Source organism: Vibrio sp. FE10, assembly GCF_030297155.1.
GTDB classification, from domain to species: Bacteria; Pseudomonadota; Gammaproteobacteria; order Enterobacterales; family Vibrionaceae; genus Vibrio; species Vibrio apostichopi.
Map to the genome: position 1 here is coordinate 1,097,099 of NZ_AP028067.1, position 23,908 is coordinate 1,121,006.

At 44.5% G+C, this 23,908-nt stretch carries 28 protein-coding genes; 19 read left to right on the forward strand and 9 right to left on the reverse strand.

Annotated elements, in window-relative coordinates:
* Positions 1-26: 26 nt before the first annotated feature.
* Both QUF19_RS04990 and QUF19_RS04995 read right to left on the reverse strand, forming a co-directional pair.
* Positions 27-788: a transporter substrate-binding domain-containing protein gene (locus tag QUF19_RS04990; RefSeq protein WP_102434281.1), complete on the reverse strand. Its 762-nt coding sequence runs from the start codon at positions 786-788 to the stop codon at positions 27-29.
* 250 nt (positions 789-1,038) lie between these two features.
* Positions 1,039-1,671, reverse strand: coding sequence for a LysE family translocator (locus QUF19_RS04995; protein ID WP_286296883.1), 633 nt, complete (start codon positions 1,669-1,671; stop codon positions 1,039-1,041).
* Positions 1,672-1,761: 90 nt separating this feature from the next.
* Here QUF19_RS04995 and QUF19_RS05000 point away from each other — a divergent pair, with 90 nt between their 5' ends.
* Positions 1,762-2,679 (forward strand): LysR family transcriptional regulator, encoded by a 918-nt coding sequence (locus QUF19_RS05000; protein ID WP_286296886.1) that lies wholly within the window; start codon positions 1,762-1,764, stop codon positions 2,677-2,679.
* A gap of 33 nt (positions 2,680-2,712) precedes the next feature.
* Here QUF19_RS05000 and QUF19_RS05005 read toward each other — a convergent pair whose 3' ends face one another.
* Positions 2,713-3,051: a hypothetical protein gene (locus QUF19_RS05005; protein WP_286298821.1), complete on the reverse strand. Its 339-nt coding sequence runs from the start codon at positions 3,049-3,051 to the stop codon at positions 2,713-2,715.
* 247 nt (positions 3,052-3,298) lie between these two features.
* On the opposite strand from QUF19_RS05005, the gene QUF19_RS05010 reads away from it, so the two are divergent.
* The 5 genes from QUF19_RS05010 to QUF19_RS05030 all read left to right on the forward strand — a co-directional run bounded on the left by QUF19_RS05010 (position 3,299) and on the right by QUF19_RS05030 (position 6,526).
* On the forward strand, positions 3,299-4,132 hold the full coding sequence (locus QUF19_RS05010) for an AraC family transcriptional regulator (RefSeq protein WP_286296889.1): 834 nt from the start codon (positions 3,299-3,301) through the stop codon (positions 4,130-4,132).
* Positions 4,133-4,236: 104 nt separating this feature from the next.
* Positions 4,237-4,965: an AzlC family ABC transporter permease gene (locus QUF19_RS05015; protein ID WP_102268972.1), complete on the forward strand. Its 729-nt coding sequence runs from the start codon at positions 4,237-4,239 to the stop codon at positions 4,963-4,965.
* 2 nt (positions 4,966-4,967) lie between these two features.
* Positions 4,968-5,297, forward strand: a complete 330-nt coding sequence (locus tag QUF19_RS05020; protein ID WP_102434275.1) for an AzlD domain-containing protein — start codon at positions 4,968-4,970, stop codon at positions 5,295-5,297.
* Positions 5,298-5,347: 50 nt separating this feature from the next.
* Entirely contained in the window at positions 5,348-5,653 is a 306-nt protein-coding gene (locus QUF19_RS05025; protein WP_286296901.1) for an NIPSNAP family protein, read from the forward strand.
* A gap of 81 nt (positions 5,654-5,734) precedes the next feature.
* Positions 5,735-6,526 carry a ribonuclease H family protein gene (locus QUF19_RS05030; protein WP_286296904.1) on the forward strand — a complete coding sequence of 264 codons (792 nt, stop codon included), beginning with the start codon at positions 5,735-5,737 and terminating at the stop codon, positions 6,524-6,526.
* A gap of 142 nt (positions 6,527-6,668) precedes the next feature.
* Here the strand turns inward: QUF19_RS05030 and QUF19_RS05035 are convergent, their stop codons facing one another.
* The gene (locus QUF19_RS05035; protein WP_286296906.1) at positions 6,669-7,814 is read right to left on the reverse strand and encodes a glycosyltransferase family 4 protein; all 1,146 of its coding nucleotides are present in this window, start codon (positions 7,812-7,814) and stop codon (positions 6,669-6,671) included.
* 307 nt (positions 7,815-8,121) lie between these two features.
* On the opposite strand from QUF19_RS05035, the gene QUF19_RS05040 reads away from it, so the two are divergent.
* The 7 genes from QUF19_RS05040 to QUF19_RS05070 all read left to right on the forward strand — a co-directional run bounded on the left by QUF19_RS05040 (position 8,122) and on the right by QUF19_RS05070 (position 13,986).
* Entirely contained in the window at positions 8,122-9,048 is a 927-nt protein-coding gene (locus QUF19_RS05040) for a glycosyltransferase family 2 protein (protein WP_286296909.1), read from the forward strand.
* Positions 9,049-9,063: 15 nt separating this feature from the next.
* Positions 9,064-10,500, forward strand: coding sequence for a lipopolysaccharide biosynthesis protein (locus tag QUF19_RS05045; RefSeq protein ID WP_286296912.1), 1,437 nt, complete (start codon positions 9,064-9,066; stop codon positions 10,498-10,500).
* A gap of 113 nt (positions 10,501-10,613) precedes the next feature.
* Positions 10,614-10,952, forward strand: coding sequence for a hypothetical protein (locus tag QUF19_RS05050; protein ID WP_434784914.1), 339 nt, complete (start codon positions 10,614-10,616; stop codon positions 10,950-10,952).
* Positions 10,953-11,082: 130 nt separating this feature from the next.
* A complete protein-coding gene (locus QUF19_RS05055; protein ID WP_286296919.1) occupies positions 11,083-11,697 on the forward strand; it encodes a LysE family translocator in 615 nt (204 codons plus the stop codon).
* Positions 11,698-11,718: 21 nt separating this feature from the next.
* Positions 11,719-12,699, forward strand: a complete 981-nt coding sequence (locus QUF19_RS05060; protein WP_286296924.1) for a phosphotransferase enzyme family protein — start codon at positions 11,719-11,721, stop codon at positions 12,697-12,699.
* A 36-nt stretch (positions 12,700-12,735) separates the two neighbouring features.
* A complete protein-coding gene (locus QUF19_RS05065) occupies positions 12,736-13,512 on the forward strand; it encodes a phosphotransferase family protein (RefSeq protein ID WP_286296928.1) in 777 nt (258 codons plus the stop codon).
* A gap of 39 nt (positions 13,513-13,551) precedes the next feature.
* A complete protein-coding gene (locus QUF19_RS05070; protein WP_286296930.1) occupies positions 13,552-13,986 on the forward strand; it encodes a GNAT family N-acetyltransferase in 435 nt (144 codons plus the stop codon).
* Between the two features lie 56 nt (positions 13,987-14,042).
* Here QUF19_RS05070 and QUF19_RS05075 read toward each other — a convergent pair whose 3' ends face one another.
* From QUF19_RS05075 to QUF19_RS05090, 4 genes are all read right to left on the reverse strand, one after another.
* Entirely contained in the window at positions 14,043-14,510 is a 468-nt protein-coding gene (locus tag QUF19_RS05075) for a DUF3429 domain-containing protein (RefSeq protein WP_286296933.1), read from the reverse strand.
* The gene (locus QUF19_RS05080) at positions 14,507-15,052 is read right to left on the reverse strand and encodes a glutathione peroxidase (RefSeq protein WP_286296936.1); all 546 of its coding nucleotides are present in this window, start codon (positions 15,050-15,052) and stop codon (positions 14,507-14,509) included. The genes QUF19_RS05075 and QUF19_RS05080 overlap by 4 nt, the downstream gene beginning before the upstream one ends.
* Positions 15,053-15,149: 97 nt before the next feature.
* Complete coding sequence (locus QUF19_RS05085) at positions 15,150-16,472, reverse strand: ABC1 kinase family protein (RefSeq protein ID WP_286296938.1); 1,323 nt, start codon at positions 16,470-16,472, stop codon at positions 15,150-15,152.
* A 398-nt stretch (positions 16,473-16,870) separates the two neighbouring features.
* The gene (locus tag QUF19_RS05090; RefSeq protein WP_286296941.1) at positions 16,871-17,257 is read right to left on the reverse strand and encodes a thiol-disulfide oxidoreductase DCC family protein; all 387 of its coding nucleotides are present in this window, start codon (positions 17,255-17,257) and stop codon (positions 16,871-16,873) included.
* 162 nt (positions 17,258-17,419) lie between these two features.
* Between QUF19_RS05090 and QUF19_RS05095 the strand changes: the two genes are divergently transcribed.
* The 4 genes from QUF19_RS05095 to QUF19_RS05110 all read left to right on the forward strand — a co-directional run bounded on the left by QUF19_RS05095 (position 17,420) and on the right by QUF19_RS05110 (position 21,366).
* Positions 17,420-17,977 (forward strand): YceB family lipoprotein, encoded by a 558-nt coding sequence (locus tag QUF19_RS05095; RefSeq protein ID WP_286296942.1) that lies wholly within the window; start codon positions 17,420-17,422, stop codon positions 17,975-17,977.
* Between the two features lie 223 nt (positions 17,978-18,200).
* Positions 18,201-19,763, forward strand: coding sequence for a glutamate synthase-related protein (locus QUF19_RS05100; protein ID WP_286296945.1), 1,563 nt, complete (start codon positions 18,201-18,203; stop codon positions 19,761-19,763).
* Between the two features lie 249 nt (positions 19,764-20,012).
* On the forward strand, positions 20,013-20,819 hold the full coding sequence (locus tag QUF19_RS05105; protein ID WP_286296947.1) for an arylamine N-acetyltransferase family protein: 807 nt from the start codon (positions 20,013-20,015) through the stop codon (positions 20,817-20,819).
* A gap of 19 nt (positions 20,820-20,838) precedes the next feature.
* A complete protein-coding gene (locus tag QUF19_RS05110) occupies positions 20,839-21,366 on the forward strand; it encodes an NADPH-dependent FMN reductase (protein ID WP_286296950.1) in 528 nt (175 codons plus the stop codon).
* 89 nt (positions 21,367-21,455) lie between these two features.
* Here QUF19_RS05110 and QUF19_RS05115 read toward each other — a convergent pair whose 3' ends face one another.
* Positions 21,456-22,268: an enoyl-CoA hydratase/isomerase family protein gene (locus tag QUF19_RS05115; protein ID WP_286296952.1), complete on the reverse strand. Its 813-nt coding sequence runs from the start codon at positions 22,266-22,268 to the stop codon at positions 21,456-21,458.
* A gap of 130 nt (positions 22,269-22,398) precedes the next feature.
* Between QUF19_RS05115 and QUF19_RS05120 the strand changes: the two genes are divergently transcribed.
* Positions 22,399-23,358 (forward strand): LysR family transcriptional regulator, encoded by a 960-nt coding sequence (locus QUF19_RS05120; RefSeq protein ID WP_286296954.1) that lies wholly within the window; start codon positions 22,399-22,401, stop codon positions 23,356-23,358.
* Positions 23,359-23,460: 102 nt separating this feature from the next.
* Complete coding sequence (soxR, locus tag QUF19_RS05125) at positions 23,461-23,901, forward strand: redox-sensitive transcriptional activator SoxR (RefSeq protein ID WP_048658223.1); 441 nt, start codon at positions 23,461-23,463, stop codon at positions 23,899-23,901.
* Positions 23,902-23,908: the final 7 nt, after the last annotated feature.

Below are 23,908 nucleotides of genomic sequence, written 5' to 3' on the forward strand. Positions count from 1 at the left end.
TAGTTTAGTTCACACGGCATACCAAACTATTCGTAAATACTGTATGAAAAATACTTACTTGCGATTTTTTGATGCTGACCATTGTCGATCAAGCGTTGTATACCGTCATCAATAAGATCTTTGAGTTCATTATCTTGTTTTCGTACCGCTACCCCAATACCACGACCGAACCACTTTTCTTCTGTAAATTTAGGGCCTGTAAAGTGATAGTCTTTACCCTGATCAGTTTCAAGAAAGCCCGCATTGAGCCCCATAGAACCACCAAACACGGTATCGAGACGGCCGTTGAGTAAATCGGTAAAGGCTTCGTCGAATGAGCCATAACGTTTAATGTCTACATCAGGGTAGATTTCAGAAAGGTACTTATCACCGATTGTTGCACGTTGAACCCCGATAGTTAGGTCATTCAAGCTGTCGTCATTCATATTGATCTCTCGATCTTTCTTCATCACGAAACGAGTTGGGACTTTGGCGTATGGGATGGTGAAGTTAACTTTCTTTTCACGCTCTTCGGTAATCGTCATTGCTGCAATTATCGCATCGTTCTTACGACTCAAGAGCGAAGGGATAATACCGTCCCAATCTGTTTTGGAGATGATGCACTTTACCCCTAATTCGATACAAAGCGCGTTGGCTAAATCGACCTCAAAACCTTCAAGCTGACCATCTTGCGTTGTCCAGCTAAATGGTGGGTAAGCTCCTTCAACAGTAAAACGAATTTGCTTCCAATCCTTTGCGTATGTGAACACAGAGAAAACACTGACGAATGCAACAAGTATCCATTTCATTTGTTATTTCCTTATAGTAATAATGGATACTGATAATTAACTACTTGTTAACATTTTTCAATGCGAATACATATTGATGTGAGCAAAGGCATGCATAGTAATTAGTTAGCCCCAGTTCTATTGCCAGAAGTACTGTTAGCGTATTTAAGGATGTTAAATTAGTTATCCTCTTAATCTGCAGGCAGCATTACAGCAGACGATTTTTCCTCTCAAATGAAATCCAATTTATTTTTTTCCTTTACTGGCTCGACTAGAGGTTGGATCTGTGACTTGTTACTGCGAGTGCAATGGCTGCAGTTAAAAGCGCTGAGCCACCGATTTTATTCAGGTACGTTGGGCGATCTTGCATAAACCCAAGAAGCTTCTTGGCAGATATGGCGTAAATCATAACCCACGTAAAATCCAACACTGCCATTGTGGGGCACATCACCAACATTTGTGATAACAAAGGTTTGGTTGGGTCAATGAACTGGGGGAAGAATGCGGTGAAAAACACAATCGCTTTGGGGTTGCCTGCTGCAACGAAGAACCCACTTAAATAGAGTCTGTGGCCTGAAATCGCGGTGGGTGAATTGTTGACGATTTGTGCTTCACACTCAGGTTTATCAAACAACATCTTGATACCCATATACAGCAATGTTGTGACCCCAAGCCACTTGATAACGGCGAACGCTAGTTCAGACGCTGACATTATGACGCCAAGTCCAATTGCAACAATGATCATCTGTATGAAGTTTGCTGAGATATCACCTAGTGCCGTAAAAATAGCTTTATTAACGCCATATTTCATTGAATGAACGACTCCCAACAAAATGCTGGGACCTGGCGTCATAGTTAAGATAAGTGAAGCGAGGCAGAAGGTTAGCCATGTTTCTATAGTCATTTGTTTTCTCCGGGTGACTAGTCTCTATTTTTCGGAAAAAGTAGTCTGCTAGCATAGAGATAGATATCAAAATAACTTGAGGTTATATAAATGGTTGAAGACTTGGAGAGCATTCCATCATTAGTTCCTAAATTACTTCTACAGCTAATAGCGCTCGGAAGTATCACTGATGCCGCTCAGGTATTAGGAGTCAGTCAACCCGCTGCGAGCAAAGCACTTCGACGTGCTGAAGATGTGTTAGGTTTCGCTTTAATTCGAAGAGACAGTCGTCCGCTACTGTTAACTGAGGAAGGAAGGCTAATTGCTCAATTCGCTAAACAGCAAGAATTGCAGGGCGAAGTGCTATTAAGACAGCTTCGACTTATTCAAAAAGATGGTGCTGGACAGGTGAAAGTGGCTTCTTTTGGCGCATCCGCTTCCACGCATATTTTACCTAACCTAATTCATGCGATCAGCCAACACTTACCTCAAATTAAAATTGAAATAAGCGAGTTTACTGACGAGGGAGCATTATTGGCATTGCGAGAGGGGCGCGTAGATTTTGCAATCGCGGTTGATAAAGAGTATTTGGATCTAGATATCATCCCAGTTTTTACTGACCGTATGGTGGCTTTAGTTCATGAAGATGACCCTTTATCCCAGTTGCCAGTTTTGTCGGCTGTGGATATCGAAGACCGAGATTTTATATTGAGTAAAGGGGGCAGCGAGGCGCTCATTAGAGAATGGTTTAAGCTATCAAAATCTCGCCTTAAAGAAAAACACACCATTGTTCAACTGACCTCGATACTTGCTTTGATTAGAGCGGGCTTAGGTGTTTCTATTGTTGCAGAGCTTGCCGTTCCAGAATCTCATCCCAGCGTAAATGTTATTCCTCTTGCGCCGGAGTACCCTCGTAATATTTGTGTAGCGAAAAGAAGTGGTTGTTTTTCTTCGAATGCAGCAAGGTTAACTTGGGAGTTTTTGAGTAAAAATAGGTCACACAGTTACCTAAGCAAACGAGGTAATTAACTGCGAAGAGATGCTTATCTATCATTGCCTTATTTAATTAGCAGGCAGCACCACCGCAGACGCTTCTTCCTCTGAATCTTCTTTGTCTTCGACTTGTTCGGCTACCCAATCAATTGTCTTTGTTAGATAAAGCTTGTTGGTTTCGATATCACACCAACTCTTTGATAATCCTCTTCGATTAAACTCACTGCCAATTGCTGCCAGTGTTTGGTTGCTCGAGCGCCCGTAATACAAGGTGTCGCACAGTTGCAGGTTCGACATCGATTGTGGGTATGTATTAACCGACGAGGAGTTCATACTTAGCGCTTTCGACTGGTTGTGAGTACAGCCAGTGAGGCTTAAGAAAAAGATCAATGCTAAGGTTTTCTTCATCATATTTCTGAACGGTTGCTAATGGTTGGCGCGAATTATGGACATGATTAAGCCACTGATTTGTCAATTCTTCGCCAAGTACCTGCACAGCATGACTTTGCTCGCAATTAGAAAATAATATCGAGCGATTTAGTTCAACGACCAAAAAACGTATTAACGGCCAAATGCGCAATTTTGTACAAAAGCTGAAAGAGCCTATAGAGTAGACTGATAAGTCGCTCGATAATTAACAGGCTTGGGAATTGTTATGGAGAACAAGAAACGTTCTAAAGAAAAGGCCGAATATAAGATCACAGAAGAACTCGGTGGCCTTGAAATCCTGAATGCTGAATACGAAAAGCAGAACTTCTCACGCCATAGCCACGAGGGCTACACACTTGGTGTTATTGAGCAGGGTGCTCAGCGTTTCTATCGAACGGGCGGGCATCATATAGCACCACAAGATGCCATCATTCTGGTGAACGCCGACGAAGTTCACAGCGGACACTCAGCCACTGAAGGTGGTTGGGCGTATCGTGCGATGTATCCACTTCCTGAGCAACTCGCCAAAATCACTCAAGAGCTTAACTTACCGAATTATGGCGCGCCTTATTTCCCAAGAGCGGTGGTTGAAGATCCTGAACTCGCTAACCAATTAAGGCTAGTGTTCAATGCGATTGATGAATCGGATAATCGCTTGTTACGAGAAACCTTGATGTACGGGATGTTGGTTAAGCTGATTAGTCGACATGGGAAATCGAGCCTTAAGCCTCAGCTAGATGGTAAAACTCAGCGTCAGCTTGTTCTGGTTAAAGAGTTCTTAGATGATTTTCCACAAGCCGATGTGTCTTTAGAAGAGTTGTCTAAACTGGCGGCTTTAAGCCCGTTTCACTTAGTGCGTTCTTTCCAAAAAGAGTTTGGTCTTCCGCCACATGCGTATCAGATCCAGTCTCGATTGAGGCTTTCTCGCAAGTTATTGAAGCAAGGACATGCTATTTCAGATACCGCTCAAGAATGTGGTTTTCACGACCAAAGTCATTTTCATCGACACTTTAAAAAAGCCAACGGCTACACGCCGGGGCAATACATCAAAATGCTTTAGGTGTGGGTGGTGAATGAGGTCACTAAATCGAGCAAGTTTGTACAATCGAACCCACTCAGGTGTTTTTACATTGAATAGTCAATGTGAAGAGAGACAAGAATAATATGGATAATAAAAAAATGGATAGGCGCACTCAGTTATGGAAAGGCGTTTTAGCCGGAATGCCTTTGAGTATCGCGGTGATACCGTGGGGGATTCTTGCGGGCTCATACGCAATAGATGCCGGATTGAATCAACTTCAAGCACAAGCGATGTCAGCGATTCTTTTCGCAGGCTCAGCACAACTGGTCGCGGCAGGCATGTTTAAAGCGGGTATTGGCCTCGGCACCATGTTATTAACCACCTTTTTTATCACCTCAAGGCATTTTTTATACAGCGTATCGATGCGTGACAAAATCAGTCATCTTCCGGCTCGCTGGCGGTTATTGCTCGGCTTTTGGCTCACCGATGAACTGTTTGCGATATGCAGCGGACAATCTCAGCAAGAGTTTAATCGTTGGTACGCGGCGGGTGTGGGCGGCGGTTTTTATCTGGTTTGGAATATCGCGAGTTTCGTCGGTATTGTCGCAGGAAGTCAGATTCCGTCACTCAATGAAATTGGTCTCGACTTTGCGGTGGCAGCGACCTTTATTGCGTTAGTTTTTCCATTAATCAGAACATTGCCTGTTGTCGTATGTGTGGTGGTTTCATTGGTCACCTCGGTCGCGATGTCGGTCAACAATGTTGAAGGCGGGCTGATGATTGCAGCGATTGCTGGCATGTTAGCGGGCTTTTTCAGCGAGTCATTTCAAGAACGAAACAATGGCAATAAGCCAATCGCGGAGGGTAAATAGAGATGATTTGGTTAACGATATTACTCATGACGGCGATTGTGTTCTTTAGTCGGTATCTGTTTCTAGAGCCCGCTATCCCACTTCGCTTAAACCAAACAGCGCGACGCTTGCTACGTTATTCAAGCCCAGCGGTGCTGACTGCGATTTGGGGGCCGATTGTGTTTGCACCAGAACAAACATTTTGGCCAAGTCTCGAAAATCCTTACTTGATTGGTGCGGTGGTGACAGGCTTATTGATATGGAAAACAGGTAATGTGCTGCTAACGATAGGCGTCAGCATGGCGGTGTTTTTGTTCTACAACCTTGTCGCGGTTGATTTCCTTTTCTCTTGATTCCCAATATTGATTTTATGTTTCACCCGTAATTTAAGGGCTATATAAATATGATTACTTGTTATGTTCGATATGTGATTGATCCTAAGAAGATAAAGGCGTTCGAGACCTACGCAAAAATGTGGATTCCTTTGGTGGCTAAATTTGGCGGTCAACACAATGGTTACTTTTTGCCATCAGAGGGTGCGAACAATATCGCGTTGGCACTGTTCTCTTTTGATAGCTTGGCGGCTTATGAAGAGTATCGTACTCAGTCGCTAAATGATCCTGAGTGTATCAAAGCCTTCGAATTTGCTGATGAGGTCGATTGTATTGTTAGTTATGAACGTAGCTTCTTTAGACCTGTTTTTGATTGATTGACCTTGCAACGTATGGCGTGGTGACTTCTAATGTATTGATTCACTATTTGTGTATTTAGGTTCTGGTAAGGAGTTAATTTGGCTAAGAAGTATTATGTGGTTTGGAAAGGTCGTACACCGGGTATTTTTACCACTTGGAATGAGTGTAAGTCGCAAGTTGATGGTTTTGCTGGTGCGAGATATAAATCGTTTCCAACATTAGGCGAAGCTGAGTCTGCTTTCGGCGGTAAAGCATCTTCTGCGTCTAGTTCTGCTTCAACATCTGGATCTTCATCGACCAAGCCAAGTGCTGCGGGTAAGCCTAAGAAAGCGAAAGTCCCGCCTCTTTCTGAGCAGCAAATCGCTGAAATGCCTTTCGATATCAAGATATACACAGATGGCGCTTGTGAGCCGAATCCTGGTGAAGCGGGAACTGGCTTAGCGGTCTACTTGAATAACGAGTTAACCGAGTTGTGGTATGGCTTGTATCAGCAGGTTGGAACCAATAATACAGCAGAGCTGCATGGCTTGAAGCAAGCGTTTATTCTCGCTAAGGAAAAGCTGAAAGCTGGTTTATCTGTCGCGATTTATTGTGATTCTAAGTACTCGATTGACTGCATTACCAAATGGGCAACAGGCTGGGAGAAAAAAGGTTGGACGAAGTCGGGTGGTGAGATAAAAAACCTCGACATCATCAAGCCCGCGTATGCACTTTACCAAGAGTTGGCTTCTCAAATCACCATTTACCACGTTAATGGCCACGTCGGTATTGAAGGTAATGAGCTTGCCGATCGAATGTCTATTGTGGCGATTGCTTCTAAAGAGCAAGACTTGAGTCGATATACTGAAACTGACGATCTTACTGAGATCTTAGCTTTGCGAGCGGGTTAAGAAGGATGGATAGTTAGAATATGACTATCGAAGCGTTACAGTATGCATCAATGTAACGCTTTGTTCTTGGTTCCTGCCTCATTTTATGAGGCTTATTTCTTATTTCTTATTTCTTATTTCTTATTTCTTATTGCTTATGGCATTAAGCTGGGTTTTCTATCCAGTGAGACAGTTGCTGAGCTTGCTTCAACGAATTAAAACTCTCTTCCACTCTTGTTCTTGCCCTCATCCCCATCTCTGTTTTGTCATTGCAGCTCAATTGCGCAAAACGCTCAATTGCTTCTCTTAATTCCTCAACGTTTTTCTCGCTAACCACAAACCCTGTATCTGGAGTGACAATCTCCTTACAACCCATGATATTGGTGGTAATCACGGGGGTTCCAACGGCCATCGCTTCTTTAAGTACCAATGGGCCTGTGTCGACACAACCGGTTGCCGAGAAGCAGAACGGTGCGATCAAGCTATCGTAATTTGGTAGGTTCACTTGCACCCATTCGTGGGGCTTAGCTCCTAGAAAATTGACGTGTTGAGTTAAACCTTGTTGTTCAACTTGTGCTTTTAATTGTTGTTCTAAATCGCCAGTGCCGACGATGTCGAGATGAATGTCGAGAGGTTGTGCAATCGGTGCTAATGCATCAATAAGATGGTGAATGCCTTTTTGTTCAACTAATCGGCCAAGGAAAACGAGGCGAAGTTGCTTAGCGTCGGTTTTGGGGTGTAGTTGGAACTGTTTAGTATTTACACCACAGTGAAGGAGCTTGATATTCCCTTTTGCCATGTTGTTGAAATCGGTGAGCATGTCTTTGCAGACCGCAACCACAAAGTCACTCGATGAAATCTTGTGTTCAATATCGTAAGCAAACTCGTAAACATCATGGCCATGGGCAACAAACGAACAAGTGATGTTGAGAAGCTTGGCGGCGACAATCGCATGTGCGGTGGTGTGTTGACAAAAATGCGCATGAACATGGTTAACGTCTTTTTCTGCGAGTTGTAACGCCAGCTTAAATCCATAAGCGAAAAGTGAATTTTTAGGCATGCTACTTTGCTTTGAAACAAACGAAAGCGCTTTTACAAAGCCGATCCAGTTGATGCTGGTTATCTTGCCTGCCCGAACATCCTTGCCAATTTTTATGATGTCATAGTCGAACGACTTTTCGCTGTCCTCTATCTTGAACGTCATCACGCAGACGTCGTGCCCACAGGCTTTGACAGAGTCGACTTCAGTTTGAATGAAGGTCTCACTGAGGACAGGATAAGTAGGCGCTATAAATGCTACTTTTTTCATTTTTTGCTCCCTTGATGAAGGCCACTATAGTCAACTAAGCAAAATACGAACCAAGATCAAAGAGTGTTTTAGGGGGGGGATTATAGAGGAAAGGGGATGACTTTCTTATGGTTATCGCGAACGTCGGGCTGGGTTTCTCAAAATGGTAATCAAATTGGAATTTTGAGTTTCTCCGTTGTTCACGGCTCGTCGTCATTTTGCGAATAGGCGTGTAGCTCATTGATATGAAAGCAATCCAGTAGGCCCAAGCTCTCGGCACAGAACATGCAGTAATAGCGATATAACGTATAAATGTGAGAACGTCATTATGGCTAAAGTGAGTATCATTATTCCTACCTACAACTGTTTGGACTATCTACCGAAAGCCATTGGTAGTGTGCTTAAACAGACGCATCAAGACGTCGAGCTGATCATTATCGATGATAATAGCAGTGATGGGACGTCGACTTATCTTGCGACGATACACGACGAACGTATTGTTAAAATCTCAACATTGGGCGTTGGTGCTCCTCAAGCTAGGAACTTAGGTATTGAGAAAGCGACGGGCGAATACATTGCTTTTTTAGACGCTGACGACTTTTGGTTTCCAGAAAAAATCGAACGACAACTTGAGTTCCATCAGCGCTACCCAGATCTCGCAATGAGCTTCACTAACTACGAGCACCTCACTGAAGATTACCAAGTGATTGTCGACTGCTTTGGTTATTGGTCGCAGTTTCAAGACCAAGACGAGATGTTTATCAATATCGAAAACCCATTAGAGTTCATTATTGAAAATAACGTTATTGGTACCTCAACCGTCATGGTGAAAGCCGACGTGTTCTCTCAAACCAACAGTTTTGATGCCGATATTAAGTATGGGGAAGATTGGGAGTTATGGCTTCGAATGAGTGAGAATCATCAGATTGGTGTGTTGAACTCGGTGCAGGTTGGCTACCTAATGAGATCCAGTTCTGTCACTCAAACGGAAAGCCTCAAATTGAGAAACCTACAATCCATAGAGTCCATTCTTCAGCATTACCAAAATAACAGTCAACGATGGAACCTACCATCTTCTAGTTTCAAGATCGCAAAGGCGAGAATACTTGAGGGTTACGCTGACTACTATCGAGGTTTACAACTGGACAGACAGGCGGTTGCCTTCAGTTTTCGTTCTCTGATGATGGCTCCACACAAGCGAACGTTACGACACCTTATTGGAGACTGTAAGAGTTTCCTAACGCCAACTTGGTAAGAGATAGGTGACTCTATGGGTTCGTTAAAACAGTCTGCTTATTACGCCATTGGCATTGTGATGATGAAAGGGATCTCATTGGTGATGATCCCGTACATTACCCACAAAATGACGTTAGCAGAATATGGTTCTTTAGAAGCGATAGTGTTGTTGGCCGATATCGGGACGATACTTTTTAGCTTCGGTATCGTAGACGCCATGTATCGTTATGTGGGTGTCGCCGAAGGTGATGAAAAGAAAAAGCTCGTATCGAACTGCTTCACGTTAAGCGTATTGGTGTGTGTGCTTGGCGGAGCTTTAATTGCTCTCAGTATGCCGCTATTGATATTTATGCTGCCGGTCGAGTTTCAGGCGTACCAAATTCTCCTTCTCCTTATCCCGGTCATGCTCGACGGAGCGATTTCTATCCCGCTGACCTTAATGCGAATGAACGCGTTGGCGAAACGTTTTTGCTTACTTAATGTCTTGAAAGCAGGTGTTCAAGCCACAATGACTTTTGCATTGCTTGAGGCCGGATATGGGATTGATGGTGTGTTGATCTCAGCGGCGGTATCTAGCGTGTTGCTCGTGGTTTGTTTGGTGCGTTATCAGTGGCAAGAGATGGGAACCTTTGGCTGCTTCAAATACTCAGCCAAGATCTTAAAGTTTGGAGTGCCTGCTTTGATGGGTGGCGCTTCAATGTACATGATCACAGGGTTAGACCGTTGGGTGATGGCGAGCTTTGTTGGGGTGGAAGAGCTGGCGATTTATGCGGTCAGCGGCAAGTTTGCATTGCTGCTTGGCTTACTATTACAGCCTTATGCGCTTTGGTGGTTCCCAAACCGTGTCGCTATGCTTCAACAGCCGGGTGGTAGTAAAAAGTGTGCAGATAGTGCTTTAGTCGGAGTGAACTTCGCGATTGTTTTGGGCTCTTTGATGATTCTAACGGTGCCCGGTTTTATCTCTTTAATTTTGCCAAGCAGTTATCACTATGCAGGGACTCTGGTTGTCGCCTTGCTTGCCATTAGCGTTATTAAAAATGCAGGTGATTACCTTAACCTTGGTTGTTTCAGTGGCGATTCGAGTCAGTCGCAAATGTGGGTTCAAGGAGGGTGCGCCACCTTGGCTGCCATCGGTTATTTTACGGTGACACCGATATTTGGTGTGGGGGGCGTTATCTTCGTTCTTTGCGGCACGTATACCTTACGATTGTTGCTTCTATATTTTGTCAGTCAATCGATGGAATATTTGCCGTATCAACACAGTAAATGGGTAACCGCGGTCAGCATCGCTGTCGTAGCGATCGCCTGTGACCGATTTCTTGGTTTGGCACTCGCTAATGTTCATGACTTTGTTTTAGGTATCTGTGTTGCTCTAATCACGCTGGTGGCCTTTATTAAATACTCGGTCATCGTTATTCCTCAAACGCTGCTTGATAAACTTACGCTCGGTAAGCACTCACATGTTAGCTAAAAGCAGAACATTGGAACTATGAAGGATTTCGAGAGGCCAGTGAAAATTCAAATAAACACAATAAAACACTGTTCACAATCTTTTTGATTAGATAGTATTTATAGATTCAATGAATGCTAACTATGGAAAGATATATGAATAAGTGGATGTTGCTCTTCTCTTTGTTTTCAGTGGCCTCATACAGCGCCTCTGATTTTTCAACGGAGGAGGTTCTGTCTCCTGACTTCAACCCGCCGGAAGTTTCCTTGCAAGATCAGCAAAATATCGTGTGTGCTAGCGTTGTCTGCAATTCCACCTCCAATCCTCAGGCTGTTCCTATGGTTGGTGAAGTGCCGGAGCGCGAACCAAACCAAACAATGGAAACCATTGCCAGTGCCATTTATTTCGTGGGTGAAATAGGCTTTGCGGATAATCTATCCGACCCCGAATATGAAACGCTCTCTGAGAACTAATTGAGAGGAGGTAGCAAAGGATTGGTACTTCTTTTTAATGCAGTGACAAAAGATATTAAATGCTGTTATAAAAGATAAGATCTTGTTTAACGATTTTATAATTACGGCATTTGGCAATTAGGAAGCACTAATGGAAATCTGGAAGTTACTGCTGTTTATCCCAGCTTGTTTTGCGCTCAATATGACTCCGGGCCCAAACAATTTGTTATCAATGAACAACGCCCGTTGTTATGGATTTCAAGCGGCTTTCGTCGCGGGATTAGGACGAATTACGGCATTTTCTGGCATGATCGCGTTAGCTGCATCTGGTCTGGCTGTTGTTCTTTATACTTCTGAAGCCTTGTTCTTCCTTATCAAGCTTTTTGGCGCCATGTACTTGCTGTGGATTGCGTTCAACCTATGGCGTTCACAAGCCAGCCCAGTAGCGGACATTGAACGAAATAAGAATTGGTTTGGCCTTGTTAAACAAGAGTTCGCACTTGCCGCTGGTAACCCAAAAGCGATACTCATCTTCACTGCCTTCCTACCTCAATTCGTAGATGTCACCGCAAATGTAAACACGCAATTCTTTATGTTAGGAAGCACTTTTCTTGTGTTAGAAATGCTCGCGATCTCTATCTACGCGGCGTTTGGCTTATACCTAAGAAATTGGTTTTCAAAACCTCAAATGGCCAAGCGTTTCAACAAAGCATGCTCTGTTTTTCTCGCTCTATCGGGTGCGAATCTATTGGTTAGTCGACAGTAACGAATTAAGGTATAAAGCGATATGGTGAACGCGGATATACTTTCTCATTGGATAGAAACCAAACGTCATGCTTCGTTAACTGAGGTTACTCACGGAGCAACTAATTCGGTGTATAAGGTGGGTTCAAAGCCAGCTTTATTTTTGAGGAAATACCGGACTCGTGATGCTAGTCGTATCAAGAACGAGCACGAACTGTTGTTCTTTCTATCTCAAAAAGTCCCAACTGTGGTTTTGCCGTGCCTTACTTCAAATGGTCAAAGTTTTGTTAAGGCCAAAGGTGAATACTACGCGTTGTTTCCTGAGGCTCACGGTTCGTTGATTGAGAAGCTCGCTTTGACAGACACGCATGCATTCGAAGCCGGTGCTACTCTCGCAAAGCTTCATCGCCAGTTGAGCCTCTACCCTCGAAATGGATTGCCAAATGAGATGTTCCCAGTTATCCAACTGTCATGGAACAGAGAGCTATGGCTGCAGCGTCTTGATAAGATCATTGCTGCTATCGAATCAAAAGGGGAGCAAAACGTCGAGGATGAATGGGCGCTACAGAGGTCTATACAGCAACGTAGTTTTCTAGCGAGTAGCCAAAGTGTCCACTCTTATGAGACCAAAACCGAGCGAATACTGATTCACGGTGACTTCCATCATTATAATCTCTTCTTTGATAAGCGTTCTAAAGTGAGCGGTATTATCGATTGGGACTTGGTTCAATACATGCCTCCTGCCTACGAAATAGCCCGGGGTTGCATGTACATGTTTGATATGGATGTTAAGAAATCGGTCGAATTTGTTGGCGGTTACTTGTCCATTAATGAACTTTCAAAAGCGAGTATTAGTGATGGAGTTTGTGCTTGGGGCATTTTTGCTGACCACCATATCTGGGCGTTGGAAGAGGTTTATTTAAAACAGAACCTAGCCGCTCGTAAATTCATACCTCACAAGAACTTTTTACCTTTTGAGCAGCAATGGTCATTGATAGAGTCGCACTTGGTAAACAAGCGATAAAGGTCAGGCGTTGCATTGTAATCTGAGGGAGATCTAATGAGTACCCAAGACCTATCTAACATGGGTTCTGCTCGAGTATCTATAGAACAACTTAACGGTGGACCTTGTATTCGAAAGCAAGGTGCTGGTGGCGTAGAGATTTCCTTCTATCAACATGCCGCTCAGCAGTTGTCTGGTGTGCACAGTCCCAAATTGTTGGCTGTTGAAGGGGATGATTTATATATCGAATACATTCCCCACTCTTTAACACTAAATGAGCTTCAAACGACTTCAGAGGTGTATCAGCAACTTTCTCGTATTCACCAGTCTCAATATGTTCCGAGCTTTAAAGTCAAAGAGCATTGCTGGCACATAAATGAAACCGAGACTGCATTCGCCTCTCTGAAACTACCTCAAATAACCCAAGACAGTTTGCTGCGTATTCAGCAGCTTAGTGATGTTTTGTTTGACCATAAAACCTTAGTTTCTGGCGATGCCAACGAAGGAAACTGGGGGAGAAGAGACAACGGTCAGCTGGTGTTATTTGATTGGGAGCGTTTTGGTTTTGGCAGCCCTGCGATAGATTTGGCTCCGCTCGTTTCCCGAATGGGAACTTTGCCAGATTATGAGCGCATTGTAGATCAGTACCTTTGCCATAACACCTTGATTCCGCGTGAAGATTTAATAAAGCAATTGATCATCGCGAAAAGCTGGATCGTAGTCGAAGTCACGAATATATTGGTCACGCGTAACAACCCTGAAGCTTCGAAATACATTCATTGGTTTAGAGAGCAATTGCCAACTTGGTTGGCTTTAGTTGAAGGCAGATTGTAGTTGAAGGGTGGTTGTAGTCATCTCTATAAAGGTCTATCTATGAATATTGTCTGTGCGGAAAAACAAGAATTGGCTGATATCTACCAGCTTGAACATGCTTTGTTTGGCGACCATGCCTATCCGCAGTTTTTCTTTCGTCAGGCATTTGATTGCTGGGGGAAGGGCTTATTGGTGGCGAAACAAGATTCGCAGGTTGCGGGTTATGTGTTGATGACACCGACAGACAAGCCACAAGAGTATTGGGTTCTGTCACTGGCCGTTAATGGTCACTATCGTGGGATGGGAATTGGTCGTTCATTGATGGAACAGGCGATAGCGACACTGCTTGAAGAATCCAAGATATTGCTGACAGTGGATCCCAATAATGTATCGGCTTGTGCGCTTTATGCATCGATGGGTTTTGTCACGATCAAAGAAGAGTCGAATTATTTTGGCGATGATGAGCCACGATTGGTGATGCAACTCATCATCTAGTGTTTTGTTAATGCTGTTTATCCCAAATCGCATACCTTGATTAAAGACTCACAGAGCTAGGTCAACATCACGATACCGTGCATCAACACCACGCTAGAAGTGAGTCGAGTTCTCATGTCAAAGTAGCCATCCGGGCCTTCGCTTTGGTTTTCTTCTCTCATCGACCTTTCCGCTCGCCAAACTGCGATGTAACCGATAATAAGAATCAGAGTGGTGAGAAACTCTTGCTGCTCACCGAGTAGCACCGCTAGCCAAGCTGCCAACACAGTAACATTGCTCAGAACTAGAGCCTTGTTGCTGGATTGGTTTTCGAAGTTCTCTATTCCATTTCCCCACAAGATTCCCGACAAAAAACTCAATATGACCACGCTGTAGGTGATGAAGAGTGTCTCGCCACTCAGGCCTAGGAATCGGCTGTCAGTCAGAGACAGCAGTAGGCCAAATAGAAACGGGATTAGCCCCATGTAACCTAGCTTGGCCATGGTGTTGCGTGTTTGAGTTGTCTCCATAAAATCTGACCTCATAACTGCTGCTCAATTGCATTTTTGAGTGTCGCACTTACAGGTGATGTCGAGCTAGGGAAGGTTGCCACCACTTTGCCTTCTTTGCTGATCAGGAATTTGTAGAAGTTCCACTTGGGCGTTACGCCTGCTTGTTGTTGAATTTCTGCAAACACAGGGTTAGCGCTACTGCCAGACAGCGAAGCTCGAGCCATCATAGGGAAGGTAACACCGTAGTCGAGATAACAGACTTTAGCCGATTTCTCTTCGCTTCCTTTGTCTTGGCGAAAATCATTACTTGGAAAGCCAACAACCGTGAAACCTTGGTCCTTATAGGTCTGATGCAATTGCTCTAGCTGTTTAAATTGTGGTGTGAAACCACATTGGCTGGCCGTGTTCACAACCAAAAGGGTCTTGCCTTGAAACTCTTCACACAGCTCTATCTCTTCGTTCGAATTTAACAAACGTTGTTTGCCGTTGAGTATCTCAGGGCAACTGGATGCAAAAGCGATAGAGCTCGTTAGGCTTGTAATCAGGGCGGTGGAGCAAAGCAGTGAAGGTTTCATAGGTTTGGCTCATTTTAGTTGGCGTAACTGTTAGTACTCTTGCGCAGGACGAAATGATCACTCTGCTAATCATTAACCGCCACTATTTATGAACTAATCAAATGTCATCGCTGAAAAGATATGGAGCGACCAAACGACTTATGTTCACCCTTGCACCAAGGCGAGCGGCTAACAGATACATGCCACCAATTTTGCGGTGTAGGAATAGGGCGTCTGCTGGCGGTGTATGCCAGTACTCTTGTTCCATGCTGAGTATAGTTCCGGCTTCGCGTAGCTTTTGAGCGAGTCCACTGGCTTTAAAATCGTACTCTTCGTCGACTAACATAGGTTCACACGCCATTGTCACTAAGTTAAGAATGGCTTGGCGCTGATCGGGGAGAATCGTCTCGCTAAAGAACCCTATCTGTTCGAGCGCCTTGTTGAGTCCTTGTTCATCGTGATTAATCACAGAGGTAAAGGCCGAACGATAGCCATCACTGAAGCGGTCGCTGTATTCACGCGTTGCCCCAAAATCTAACAGCCCAATCTGGCGCGTGTTTTCAACGTAAAGGTAGTTGGCGAAGTTGGGGTCGGTTTGCACCATCTTAAAATCGAACAACTCTTTGAACATGAGTTCGAGCAAGCTGCGCATCACAAAATCACGAGTGCTTTGATCGTAACCTTCTATTTGCTCTATCGATACGCCTTCAATGAAGTCCATCGCGAGCACCGATTCTGAAGACATTTGAGGATGAATTTTAGGTACAACGAAGTGAGAGTGTTCTTTGAGCGCATGGTAGTAACGTGTCGCGTAGTCAGCCTCGCGGGCATAATCCGCTTCATCATGGAGCTGTTTCTTTGCTTCTTCTAATAAGCCTTTGTAATCGACAGACTTGGGTATTAACCCAACGATGTTAAGCAGCGTGCCTACATTGTCCACATCACTGTCGATGCTTTTTCGAATACCTGGATATTGGACTTTTATGGCAAGTTTGTCTCCCGCATCACTGTAGGCTTGGTGAACTTGTCCGATGGACGCACTGGCGATAGGTTTAAAGTTAAAGGAAAGGAATTCGGTTTTCCAGTTGCTGCCGAGTGAGCTTTCTAACACTTGGTTGAGCTGCTTTGTTGGCAATGGGTCGGCGTCTGAGCGCAGGCGAGAAAGAATGTCGGCGAGTTCAGGTTCGAGGACATCGCCAGCGTCCATTGATAACATTTGGCCAAGTTTCATCGCTGCACCGCGCAGGTGTGCGAGTTGGTCAGTCAGGCGAGCAATGTTCTGCGGCGTGAGCATTAAGTCTTTTGCTTTCGGCCTGTTGCCTTGTGCAAGTTGCTTGGTGCCTTCCGTTATCACATTGCCCGCGACCCTTGTCGCCAGCGAGGCAAACTTACTAAATCTAGAAATGCGATGTGTGGGAAGGTTTCTCTCTTTTGCCGACATAAAGGTTCTCTCTGGGAATTGAGGTTGATACCAATCGTAGTAAATAACTGTTCACCCTAGCTTGTTAAAAAGCCCGATAACGTCGTTAGATTTTTTGATTGTAGAATAACTACTTATCCAAACTTCTTGTCGAAAAGAGCCACCTTGTTCTCTAGCTTTTTTCCTGCGCTATTTTTGAACACTTACTTACTGTGATTGGTATGACTACAAAGTTCTATCAATCATTACACAACCTCATGTTTTGTTGTGATAACTTGTCTCGTGGAACAGTAAACAAAATTAATAAGGACAAAACATGAAGTTTATTTGGTTGAAAGTGGCTGTCACTGTATTGGTATTCGCAGCACTGTTTGGCATTGTTTATTACAAAGTCGCCAGCGGTATATCTTAGTCCGACACTATTTGGTGCAGCTGTTTCCGTTGCAGCGTGACTTTCCTGTTAGCCAGAAAGAGACTTTATATCGGTTCTTGGCAAACCGTAGATAACACCAATCTGCCATTGGCTTAAATATCGCCCAGCGCAATGGGGCATATAGCCAACCTTTGCCTACCAGCTTCCACGCTTGATAAGTCACGTCCAAACCCAGCAGTAATTTTCCGTTCTCATCGAGTGCATGCAAAATCGTATTGGCTGCCTCTGCATCTATCTGCGGGTAGTCTGAAAATGCTTCACTGTAGATATCGATGGTTTGAATCTGATTTTTAGTATCAGATTTAGCCAGAGCCGCCATCTCTTTCGCACAAAGTGGACATGTCCCATCGTAAAATATCGTTAATGCAGTCATTGTTTTTCTTACTTTTTTCGTCAATACCAATCTATACGACATCACCAATTAGGTGGATCATTCTGCCCAGTTATCCGACACTGTCATTGTGAGAACTATTTTACAGTATCATCTAGAGGTAACATCCGTTCCATGCATTTACAAATTAAGAGCCTATCTCCAATGACAACAAAGTTAATGAACCGTTTCATAATAGCTATGACTGCCCTGATGCTAAGTGGTTGTGTTAGCTACAGTGTGACTGAGCAAGAAATGACGAACTACCTTCAAGATTCGGTGATGTTAGAGCAGGAAGTGGGTGTACAAAACGTTATGTATGCGCAAGTCGCTGTCGATGACTTAGCGGTGCAGATTGGTCGAGCTGATGCCGAGCGTGTTTCTGTTCTGGCGAACACCAATGCAAAGGTTCAGGTGTTCAACATGCCTAATATGGGGTTGGACTTGGACATCGAATTCAGTGCAGTCCCTGAATACGACAAAGAAAGTGGTGAGGTGTATTTAAAGTCACTGCGACTAGAGCGCTTTGAAGAGAAGGGAAAGCAGCTTTCTCCTGAAATAGAGAAATTACTCAAACCCGCCGTGTCGATGATCGGCTTTGCTTTGTCTCAGTCTCCGGTATACAAACTGGACAGTAATAAAGTGCAAGAGTCGTTGATTAAGTCATCGGAACCCAATCTGGTGATTAAAGACAATAAACTGGTTATCGAGTTATTCGATTAACCTTTTCGTTTTAGCTTGGACTAAGATTTGAACATAATGGCTGCCGATCAGGTGGCCATTTTTGTTTGTGTTGAGTCGGTCATGCCTGCTTTTAGTCGGTTTACTCACCTTGTCTATCTGTCTCATTTATTGAATTCGCCGCGTATCTCACCTTTACTTTACTCTTGTGAGCAAGTCATCGCTTCAGTCATCAAATGATAAAAAAGAAAAAGGTGAACGAACTATGAAGAGTCCAGTAATAGCGGATAACAAACCCGTCAAAGTCGAGCTGACAGAAGGCGAAGAGTATTACTTCTGTACCTGCGGGCGGTCTAAAAGCCAACCTTTTTGCGACGGTTCCCACTCAGGTACTGGCTTTAAACCAAAAAGCTTTGTCGCGGAAGAGAGCGGAGATGCTTACCTTTGCCGCTGTAAATATTCGAACAACCTCCCTTTTTGCGATGGCACTCATAAACAATTCACCGCAGAGCAAATAGGCCAAGAAGGCCCCGGTGTTCATGTCCAATCTGCGGCTCCCGAAAGCTCGCCAGCCGCAACTGCAACTAAAGAAGAACCCACGGTCGAGTTCATTCATCAACTGGCGCGCGATGGCTTATCTAAGGTCGGACATCACGGGCCAATGACCTCAATGGGTGTGCCAAGGTACTTGTTACCTCACTGGGATGATATTCAAGTGATGGTTGCACAAATGGCGACTAAGCCTTTGTTGGAAAACGTGCCCGTCGGTACTGAGCTTGTTATTGGGCCGAAAGCGAAAAAGCCGCTCAAATTGAACATCTCCTTGTTTGTGTCCGATATGAGTTTTGGCTCTTTGTCTGAAGAAGCGAAAGTCTCGTTGGCGACAGGCGCAGAACTCGCAGGGACGGGCATCTGCTCTGGAGAGGGCGGCATGTTACCTGAAGAGCAGGCCGCCAACTCTCGCTATTTTTATGAATTAGCCAGTGCCCAGTTTGGTTACGATGAAGCTAAGCTCAAAAACGTTCAAGCCTTCCACTTTAAAGGTGGGCAGGGTGCGAAAACCGGAACGGGCGGTCATCTACCGGGGGCGAAGAATATTGGTAAAATCGCTGAGGTGCGTGGCATTGAAGCCGGCACAGCTGCGATTTCTCCACCCACCTTTGTCGATCTAAAAACGGTCGAAGATTTCAAAAAGTTCGCCGACCGAGTTCGTGAGTTGACGGGCGGTATCCCGATTGGCTTTAAGTTAAGTGCTAATCATATTGAAGAAGACATTCAGTTTGCACTCGATGCCAGTGCCGATTACATCATCTTGGATGGTCGCGGTGGCGGTACAGGGGCGGCGCCAGAGATGTTCCGTGACCATATTAGTGTTCCTACCATTCCAGCACTCGCTCGCGCCAGAGCTTATCTCGATAAACAAGGGGTCAGTGACAGAGTTACATTGATCATCACAGGCGGCCTACGAGTGCCGATGGACTTTGTGAAAGCGATGGCGCTTGGCGCGGATGGTGTCGCCATTTCAAACAGCGCCATGCAGTCGATAGGTTGTGTGGCGGCGAGAATGTGTAACACCAATAACTGCCCGGCAGGAATCGCAACTCAAAAAGCCGATTTGCGCCAACGCTTAAATGTGGAAAAAGCCTCGAACCAACTCAAGAACTTCTTCGAAGCCTCGACGGAGTTAATGCAAGTGATGGCGAGAGCGTGCGGCCATGATCATTTGAATCAGTTTAACCCTCACGATTTAGCAACATGGAATCGCGAGATGGCGGAGCTATCGGGTGTTGCCTATTCAGGTGTCAGTCCGTTGAATCAATCTAAGTAAATAACACATCAATAAAGCACACCCACAGCATTTTGGGTGTGCTTCTTTTTGTCTATGTAATACAAGCTCATATTTTTTCTGCGGTAATTCACTGTTTTACAGCCGCTTTGTAATTATTTCCTACTTATTGAAAATATCACTTTACCTCAAGTTAACTTGAGGTTTTATCATCTCTCCCGAACTTAAGAAATCACCTGTTTTGTTGTGAGTTAATCACGATAAGGCAATAAAAAGAGAATAGGTTGGGATATGGAACAGAGAAATATTAACGAATACTTTTCAAGAATCGGTTTGCCAGAAACAACGGGTGCAACCATCGAAAACCTAAAAGCCATTCATCAACACCAACACCGAAGTATCCCTTTTGAAAACTTTGATGTGATTAATGGTCAACCTATTTTGCTTTCTCAAGAGGCGCTTCATGAAAAGCTGGTGGTTAATCAACGAGGTGGCTACTGCCAAGAGTTGAATGGGCTGTTGCTGAATGTGTTAAGCCACTTGGGCTTTGAAGCCAGAAGCTTGCTTGGTCGTGTTCATTTAGCGGGTGAGCCAACAGGGCGCAGCCATCGCGTGACCATGGTGACCATTGAAGGCAAGCAGTGGCTGGTGGATGCTGGCTTTGGTACCTTTACCCCTCGCGCTCCACTGCTACTAGAAAGCAACCTTGAGCAGAACTCTGGTTTACAAAATACCGACTTACAAACCTTCCGCTTCATCGAAGATGAACTGTATGGCTTGCTACTGCAGATAAAGCAGGGTGAAGAGTGGATGAATGTATACAGCCTAGACATGACGTATGTGTGCGCCAACGATTTAGAGTCGAGTAACTTCTTCACATCAACCAGCCCGAAATCGATTTTTACGTCGAACTGTATTGCGGCACTGCCGATTGAAGACGGGATCGTCACGCTACTCAATCAAAAGGTCAAAGTGACGAAAAACGACTCAACAGAAGAGTGGTTGCTTGAAGATGAAGCGTCTTACTTTGCTGCCCTACAAACCTACTTTGGGCTGACGCTCGATGTACCTTTTTCAACTTTAAAGAAATGTTTCTAACCGAATTCGAGGATAAAGAATGAAAGTATTAGCGATTGGCGCGACCAACAGTACAACATCAATAAACCAACAACTTGCCGCGTATACCGCAAGCTTAGTTGAGGGTGCTCAAGTCGAAGTGCTCGATCTCAATGATTTCGAGATGCCAATTTATAGCGAGAAAAGGGAACAAGACTCGGGTGTTCATCAACATGCGAAGCGCTTCTTTGACAAGATCGGAGAATCAGATGCGGTAGTGATCTCCTTTGCTGAATACAACGGCTCATACACAGCCGCCTTTAAAAATGTATTTGATTGGGCATCGCGCATTGATATGAAGGTGTATCAAGGCAAACCTGTGGTCATGCTCGCGACATCGCCGGGGTCTGGGGGCGCGACCTCGGTGCTGTCTTCTGCGGTCAATTCAGCACCGTACTTTGACGCCGATGTGAAAGGCTCGATGTCAGTACCAAGCTTCTACGATAATTTCGATATGGAAACGGGAGAGATGACCAACCCAGAAATGATTGAACACCTCAAGATGATCATGAATAAAGTCGTTCGATAAACTTCTACTCAGTGAATCAATCAAAGGTGAGTGAATAGAACGCAAAGCGAAAAGACAGCCACCATTTAATGGCTGTCTTTATGTGGGTTCTAGTTTGATAACTCAGCAGCAGTATCGGCGAAGATACCTGGCATATCTTTAGCTTCACGCTCTGTTTGACCGCCATGTTTTAGAAATGCACCAATGATAGCCGCGGTTTTTTGCTCTTTTGCACGCTCTAGGAAGTATCTTAGTTCTAGCTCTGCGCCCGCTTGCTCATCTTTGATTGAGGTGGCGATGATCTCTTTGTACATCACGATGTCACGTATTTCTAATTGGCTGATCACGCCTAGTGTGGCCGCTAAGAAACCGTCTAGTTCCGCTCTTGGGACAAACTGCGTAATGATGTTACGGATCTCTGCTTGTTGAGCTGTAAAATCGTTGCCGAGTAGTAATGCTTGTAGCGCTTTGTTTTTGCCCATGCGTCTTGCAAATTGCACTGCGCCTTGGCCACCGGTTGGGATGTTTACATGAATTTCTGGTTGTGCGAACGCTGAGTTTTCAGTGCCATAAGCAAGGTCACACGCCATTACAAATTCATTACCGCCCCCGCGAGCGACACCGTCAACCGCAGCAACAGACACTTGTTTCATCGCTTTAATGTTCTCGATCATGTGGTTGAATTCAATTGAACCTGCTTGTCCACCTTGTGTACCGTTGATCACATTGAGATCTAAGTGAGCCAAGAAGAAGCTCTCGTTCAATGATTTAAATACAACCACCTTGGTATCACGATCATCTTTTAATGAAAGAACAAATGCGTTGATCTCATTGATCAAGTCGAAAGTCAGCACGTTCACTGGTGGGTTGTTGATTGATACCGTTGCAATGCCATTTGAGTTAGTCACAGATAGTAATGTCATGGGGTTTTCCTCTAATAATTTGGGACTGAATGTTGTCTCCGTTATGTGCAGCTACTATAAATCTGTAATAAGATGAGAAAAATAGTCATATTGGCACTTAATTGGTGCTCTAAATGCAACAAAGGTCGTTATGGATATCTCGAGTCGTTTATTATTGTTACTTGAAGTGGTTGAGCTGGGTTCGTTTGTCAAAGTCGCTGAGCAAAGAAATGTCGACCGTTCTGTTATCTCAAAGCAGATCAGTCGTCTTGAAGAAGAACTCGATGTTCGCTTGTTGAATCGCACAACACGCTCTCTATCTTTGACGGCGGCTGGCAATGAAATGGTCAATCAAGCGCATCAGCTACGAGCGTTGTTGAATGACACACAACGCTTGGCACAGAACTATCACTCAGAGCCACGTGGTTTGTTAAGAATCACTAGCTCAGCCATGTTTGGCAGACAATATGTGCAACAGGCGATATCTGTTTTTCAGAAGCAATATCCGGACGTAGACTTCGAATTACGACTCGAAGATCGAGTTGTCGATATGGTCAAAGAAGGGTTTGATATTGGTTTCCGAATTGGCAAGCCAAAGAACTCAAGCTTGATCAGTCGTAAGGTTGCTCGAAGCAGACTCTTGATCGTGGCTTCACCTGAGTTCATTGCTCAGCATGGAGAGATCAATACGATTGAGAAGTTAGAATCATTACCTGCAACGATCTATGCGGCGCCAGGTTTACTGATTGATCAGTTTTCGTATGTCGACCAACAGGGCAAGGCACAGCTCTTTCAACTCAATGCGACTTACAAAGTGAATGATGTTGAGATGATTCCTAAAAGCGCAGTGGCAGGAAGTACACTTGCTGTGGTGACCGCGCAAATGCTGACCGATGAAATCACCAGTGGGCAGTTAGTCCCGATCATGACTCACCTTCAACTGGATGATTTCGGTACTTTCTATGCGGTGTATCCACATCGAGATGCCCCGATTAAAACCAAGCTGTTCCTCGACACATTGAAGTCGATAGTAGGAGAAGATGTGCCTATTTGGGAACAGAACATTCCAGGGTTTGAGTCCATGTACGGCAATACCTTAGCCAAAATCTAAGTGAGGTCACAAGGGCTGAACTTAAACTTAAGATTAACTTTAGCTATACTTAATTTCATGGATTGGAATGGCTAGATAACCGAACAAGGGAAGTGAACGAAGATGAAAAACGTCGTGTATTTAACGATTGGTCAACTTTCGGAGCGAAGCGGTGTCGCTCCTTCAGCGCTGCGCTTTTATGAAACCAAAGGGCTGATTGCTTCGATTCGCACTAATGGCAATCAACGTCGCTATCAATCTGCGATGTTACGACGAATTGCCCTGATTCAAGTCGCGCAGTCGATTGGTTTTACGCTTGAAGAGATCACTGAAGAGTTGTCTACTTTGCCAATGAACCAGACCGCGACTAAGCGTGATTGGGAGCGAGTCGCGAAGAAATGGCAAGGACAACTCGACAGCAAGATGGCACAAATCCGCTCGCTACAAGAAAACTTAACCGGCTGTATCGGCTGCGGTTGTTTGAGTATGCAGAAGTGCCACTTATTAAACCCTGAAGACATTCTGCATGACCAAGGGCAGGGTGCTCAACGCATCGTTGATTAGCCCTGAA

Bases quoted from the DNA above. Each gene is read 5' to 3' on its own strand.
- QUF19_RS04990 (WP_102434281.1), bottom strand. From the start codon at position 788: ATGAAATGGATACTTGTTGCATTCGTCAGTGTTTTCTCTGTGTTCACA.
- QUF19_RS04995 (WP_286296883.1), bottom strand. From the start codon at position 1,671: ATGACTATAGAAACATGGCTAACCTTCTGCCTCGCTTCACTTATCTTA.
- QUF19_RS05000 (WP_286296886.1), top strand. From the start codon at position 1,762: ATGGTTGAAGACTTGGAGAGCATTCCATCATTAGTTCCTAAATTACTT.
- QUF19_RS05005 (WP_286298821.1), bottom strand. From the start codon at position 3,051: ATGAAGAAAACCTTAGCATTGATCTTTTTCTTAAGCCTCACTGGCTGT.
- QUF19_RS05010 (WP_286296889.1), top strand. From the start codon at position 3,299: ATGGAGAACAAGAAACGTTCTAAAGAAAAGGCCGAATATAAGATCACA.
- QUF19_RS05015 (WP_102268972.1), top strand. From the start codon at position 4,237: ATGGATAATAAAAAAATGGATAGGCGCACTCAGTTATGGAAAGGCGTT.
- QUF19_RS05020 (WP_102434275.1), top strand. From the start codon at position 4,968: ATGATTTGGTTAACGATATTACTCATGACGGCGATTGTGTTCTTTAGT.
- QUF19_RS05025 (WP_286296901.1), top strand. From the start codon at position 5,348: ATGATTACTTGTTATGTTCGATATGTGATTGATCCTAAGAAGATAAAG.
- QUF19_RS05035 (WP_286296906.1), bottom strand. From the start codon at position 7,814: ATGAAAAAAGTAGCATTTATAGCGCCTACTTATCCTGTCCTCAGTGAG.
- QUF19_RS05040 (WP_286296909.1), top strand. From the start codon at position 8,122: ATGGCTAAAGTGAGTATCATTATTCCTACCTACAACTGTTTGGACTAT.
- QUF19_RS05045 (WP_286296912.1), top strand. From the start codon at position 9,064: ATGGGTTCGTTAAAACAGTCTGCTTATTACGCCATTGGCATTGTGATG.
- QUF19_RS05050 (WP_434784914.1), top strand. From the start codon at position 10,614: ATGCTAACTATGGAAAGATATATGAATAAGTGGATGTTGCTCTTCTCT.
- QUF19_RS05055 (WP_286296919.1), top strand. From the start codon at position 11,083: ATGGAAATCTGGAAGTTACTGCTGTTTATCCCAGCTTGTTTTGCGCTC.
- QUF19_RS05060 (WP_286296924.1), top strand. From the start codon at position 11,719: ATGGTGAACGCGGATATACTTTCTCATTGGATAGAAACCAAACGTCAT.
- QUF19_RS05065 (WP_286296928.1), top strand. From the start codon at position 12,736: ATGAGTACCCAAGACCTATCTAACATGGGTTCTGCTCGAGTATCTATA.
- QUF19_RS05070 (WP_286296930.1), top strand. From the start codon at position 13,552: ATGAATATTGTCTGTGCGGAAAAACAAGAATTGGCTGATATCTACCAG.
- QUF19_RS05075 (WP_286296933.1), bottom strand. From the start codon at position 14,510: ATGAGGTCAGATTTTATGGAGACAACTCAAACACGCAACACCATGGCC.
- QUF19_RS05080 (WP_286296936.1), bottom strand. From the start codon at position 15,052: ATGAAACCTTCACTGCTTTGCTCCACCGCCCTGATTACAAGCCTAACG.
- QUF19_RS05085 (WP_286296938.1), bottom strand. From the start codon at position 16,472: ATGTCGGCAAAAGAGAGAAACCTTCCCACACATCGCATTTCTAGATTT.
- QUF19_RS05090 (WP_286296941.1), bottom strand. From the start codon at position 17,257: ATGACTGCATTAACGATATTTTACGATGGGACATGTCCACTTTGTGCG.
- QUF19_RS05095 (WP_286296942.1), top strand. From the start codon at position 17,420: ATGACAACAAAGTTAATGAACCGTTTCATAATAGCTATGACTGCCCTG.
- QUF19_RS05100 (WP_286296945.1), top strand. From the start codon at position 18,201: ATGAAGAGTCCAGTAATAGCGGATAACAAACCCGTCAAAGTCGAGCTG.
- QUF19_RS05105 (WP_286296947.1), top strand. From the start codon at position 20,013: ATGGAACAGAGAAATATTAACGAATACTTTTCAAGAATCGGTTTGCCA.
- QUF19_RS05110 (WP_286296950.1), top strand. From the start codon at position 20,839: ATGAAAGTATTAGCGATTGGCGCGACCAACAGTACAACATCAATAAAC.
- QUF19_RS05115 (WP_286296952.1), bottom strand. From the start codon at position 22,268: ATGACATTACTATCTGTGACTAACTCAAATGGCATTGCAACGGTATCA.
- QUF19_RS05120 (WP_286296954.1), top strand. From the start codon at position 22,399: ATGGATATCTCGAGTCGTTTATTATTGTTACTTGAAGTGGTTGAGCTG.
- soxR (WP_048658223.1), top strand. From the start codon at position 23,461: ATGAAAAACGTCGTGTATTTAACGATTGGTCAACTTTCGGAGCGAAGC.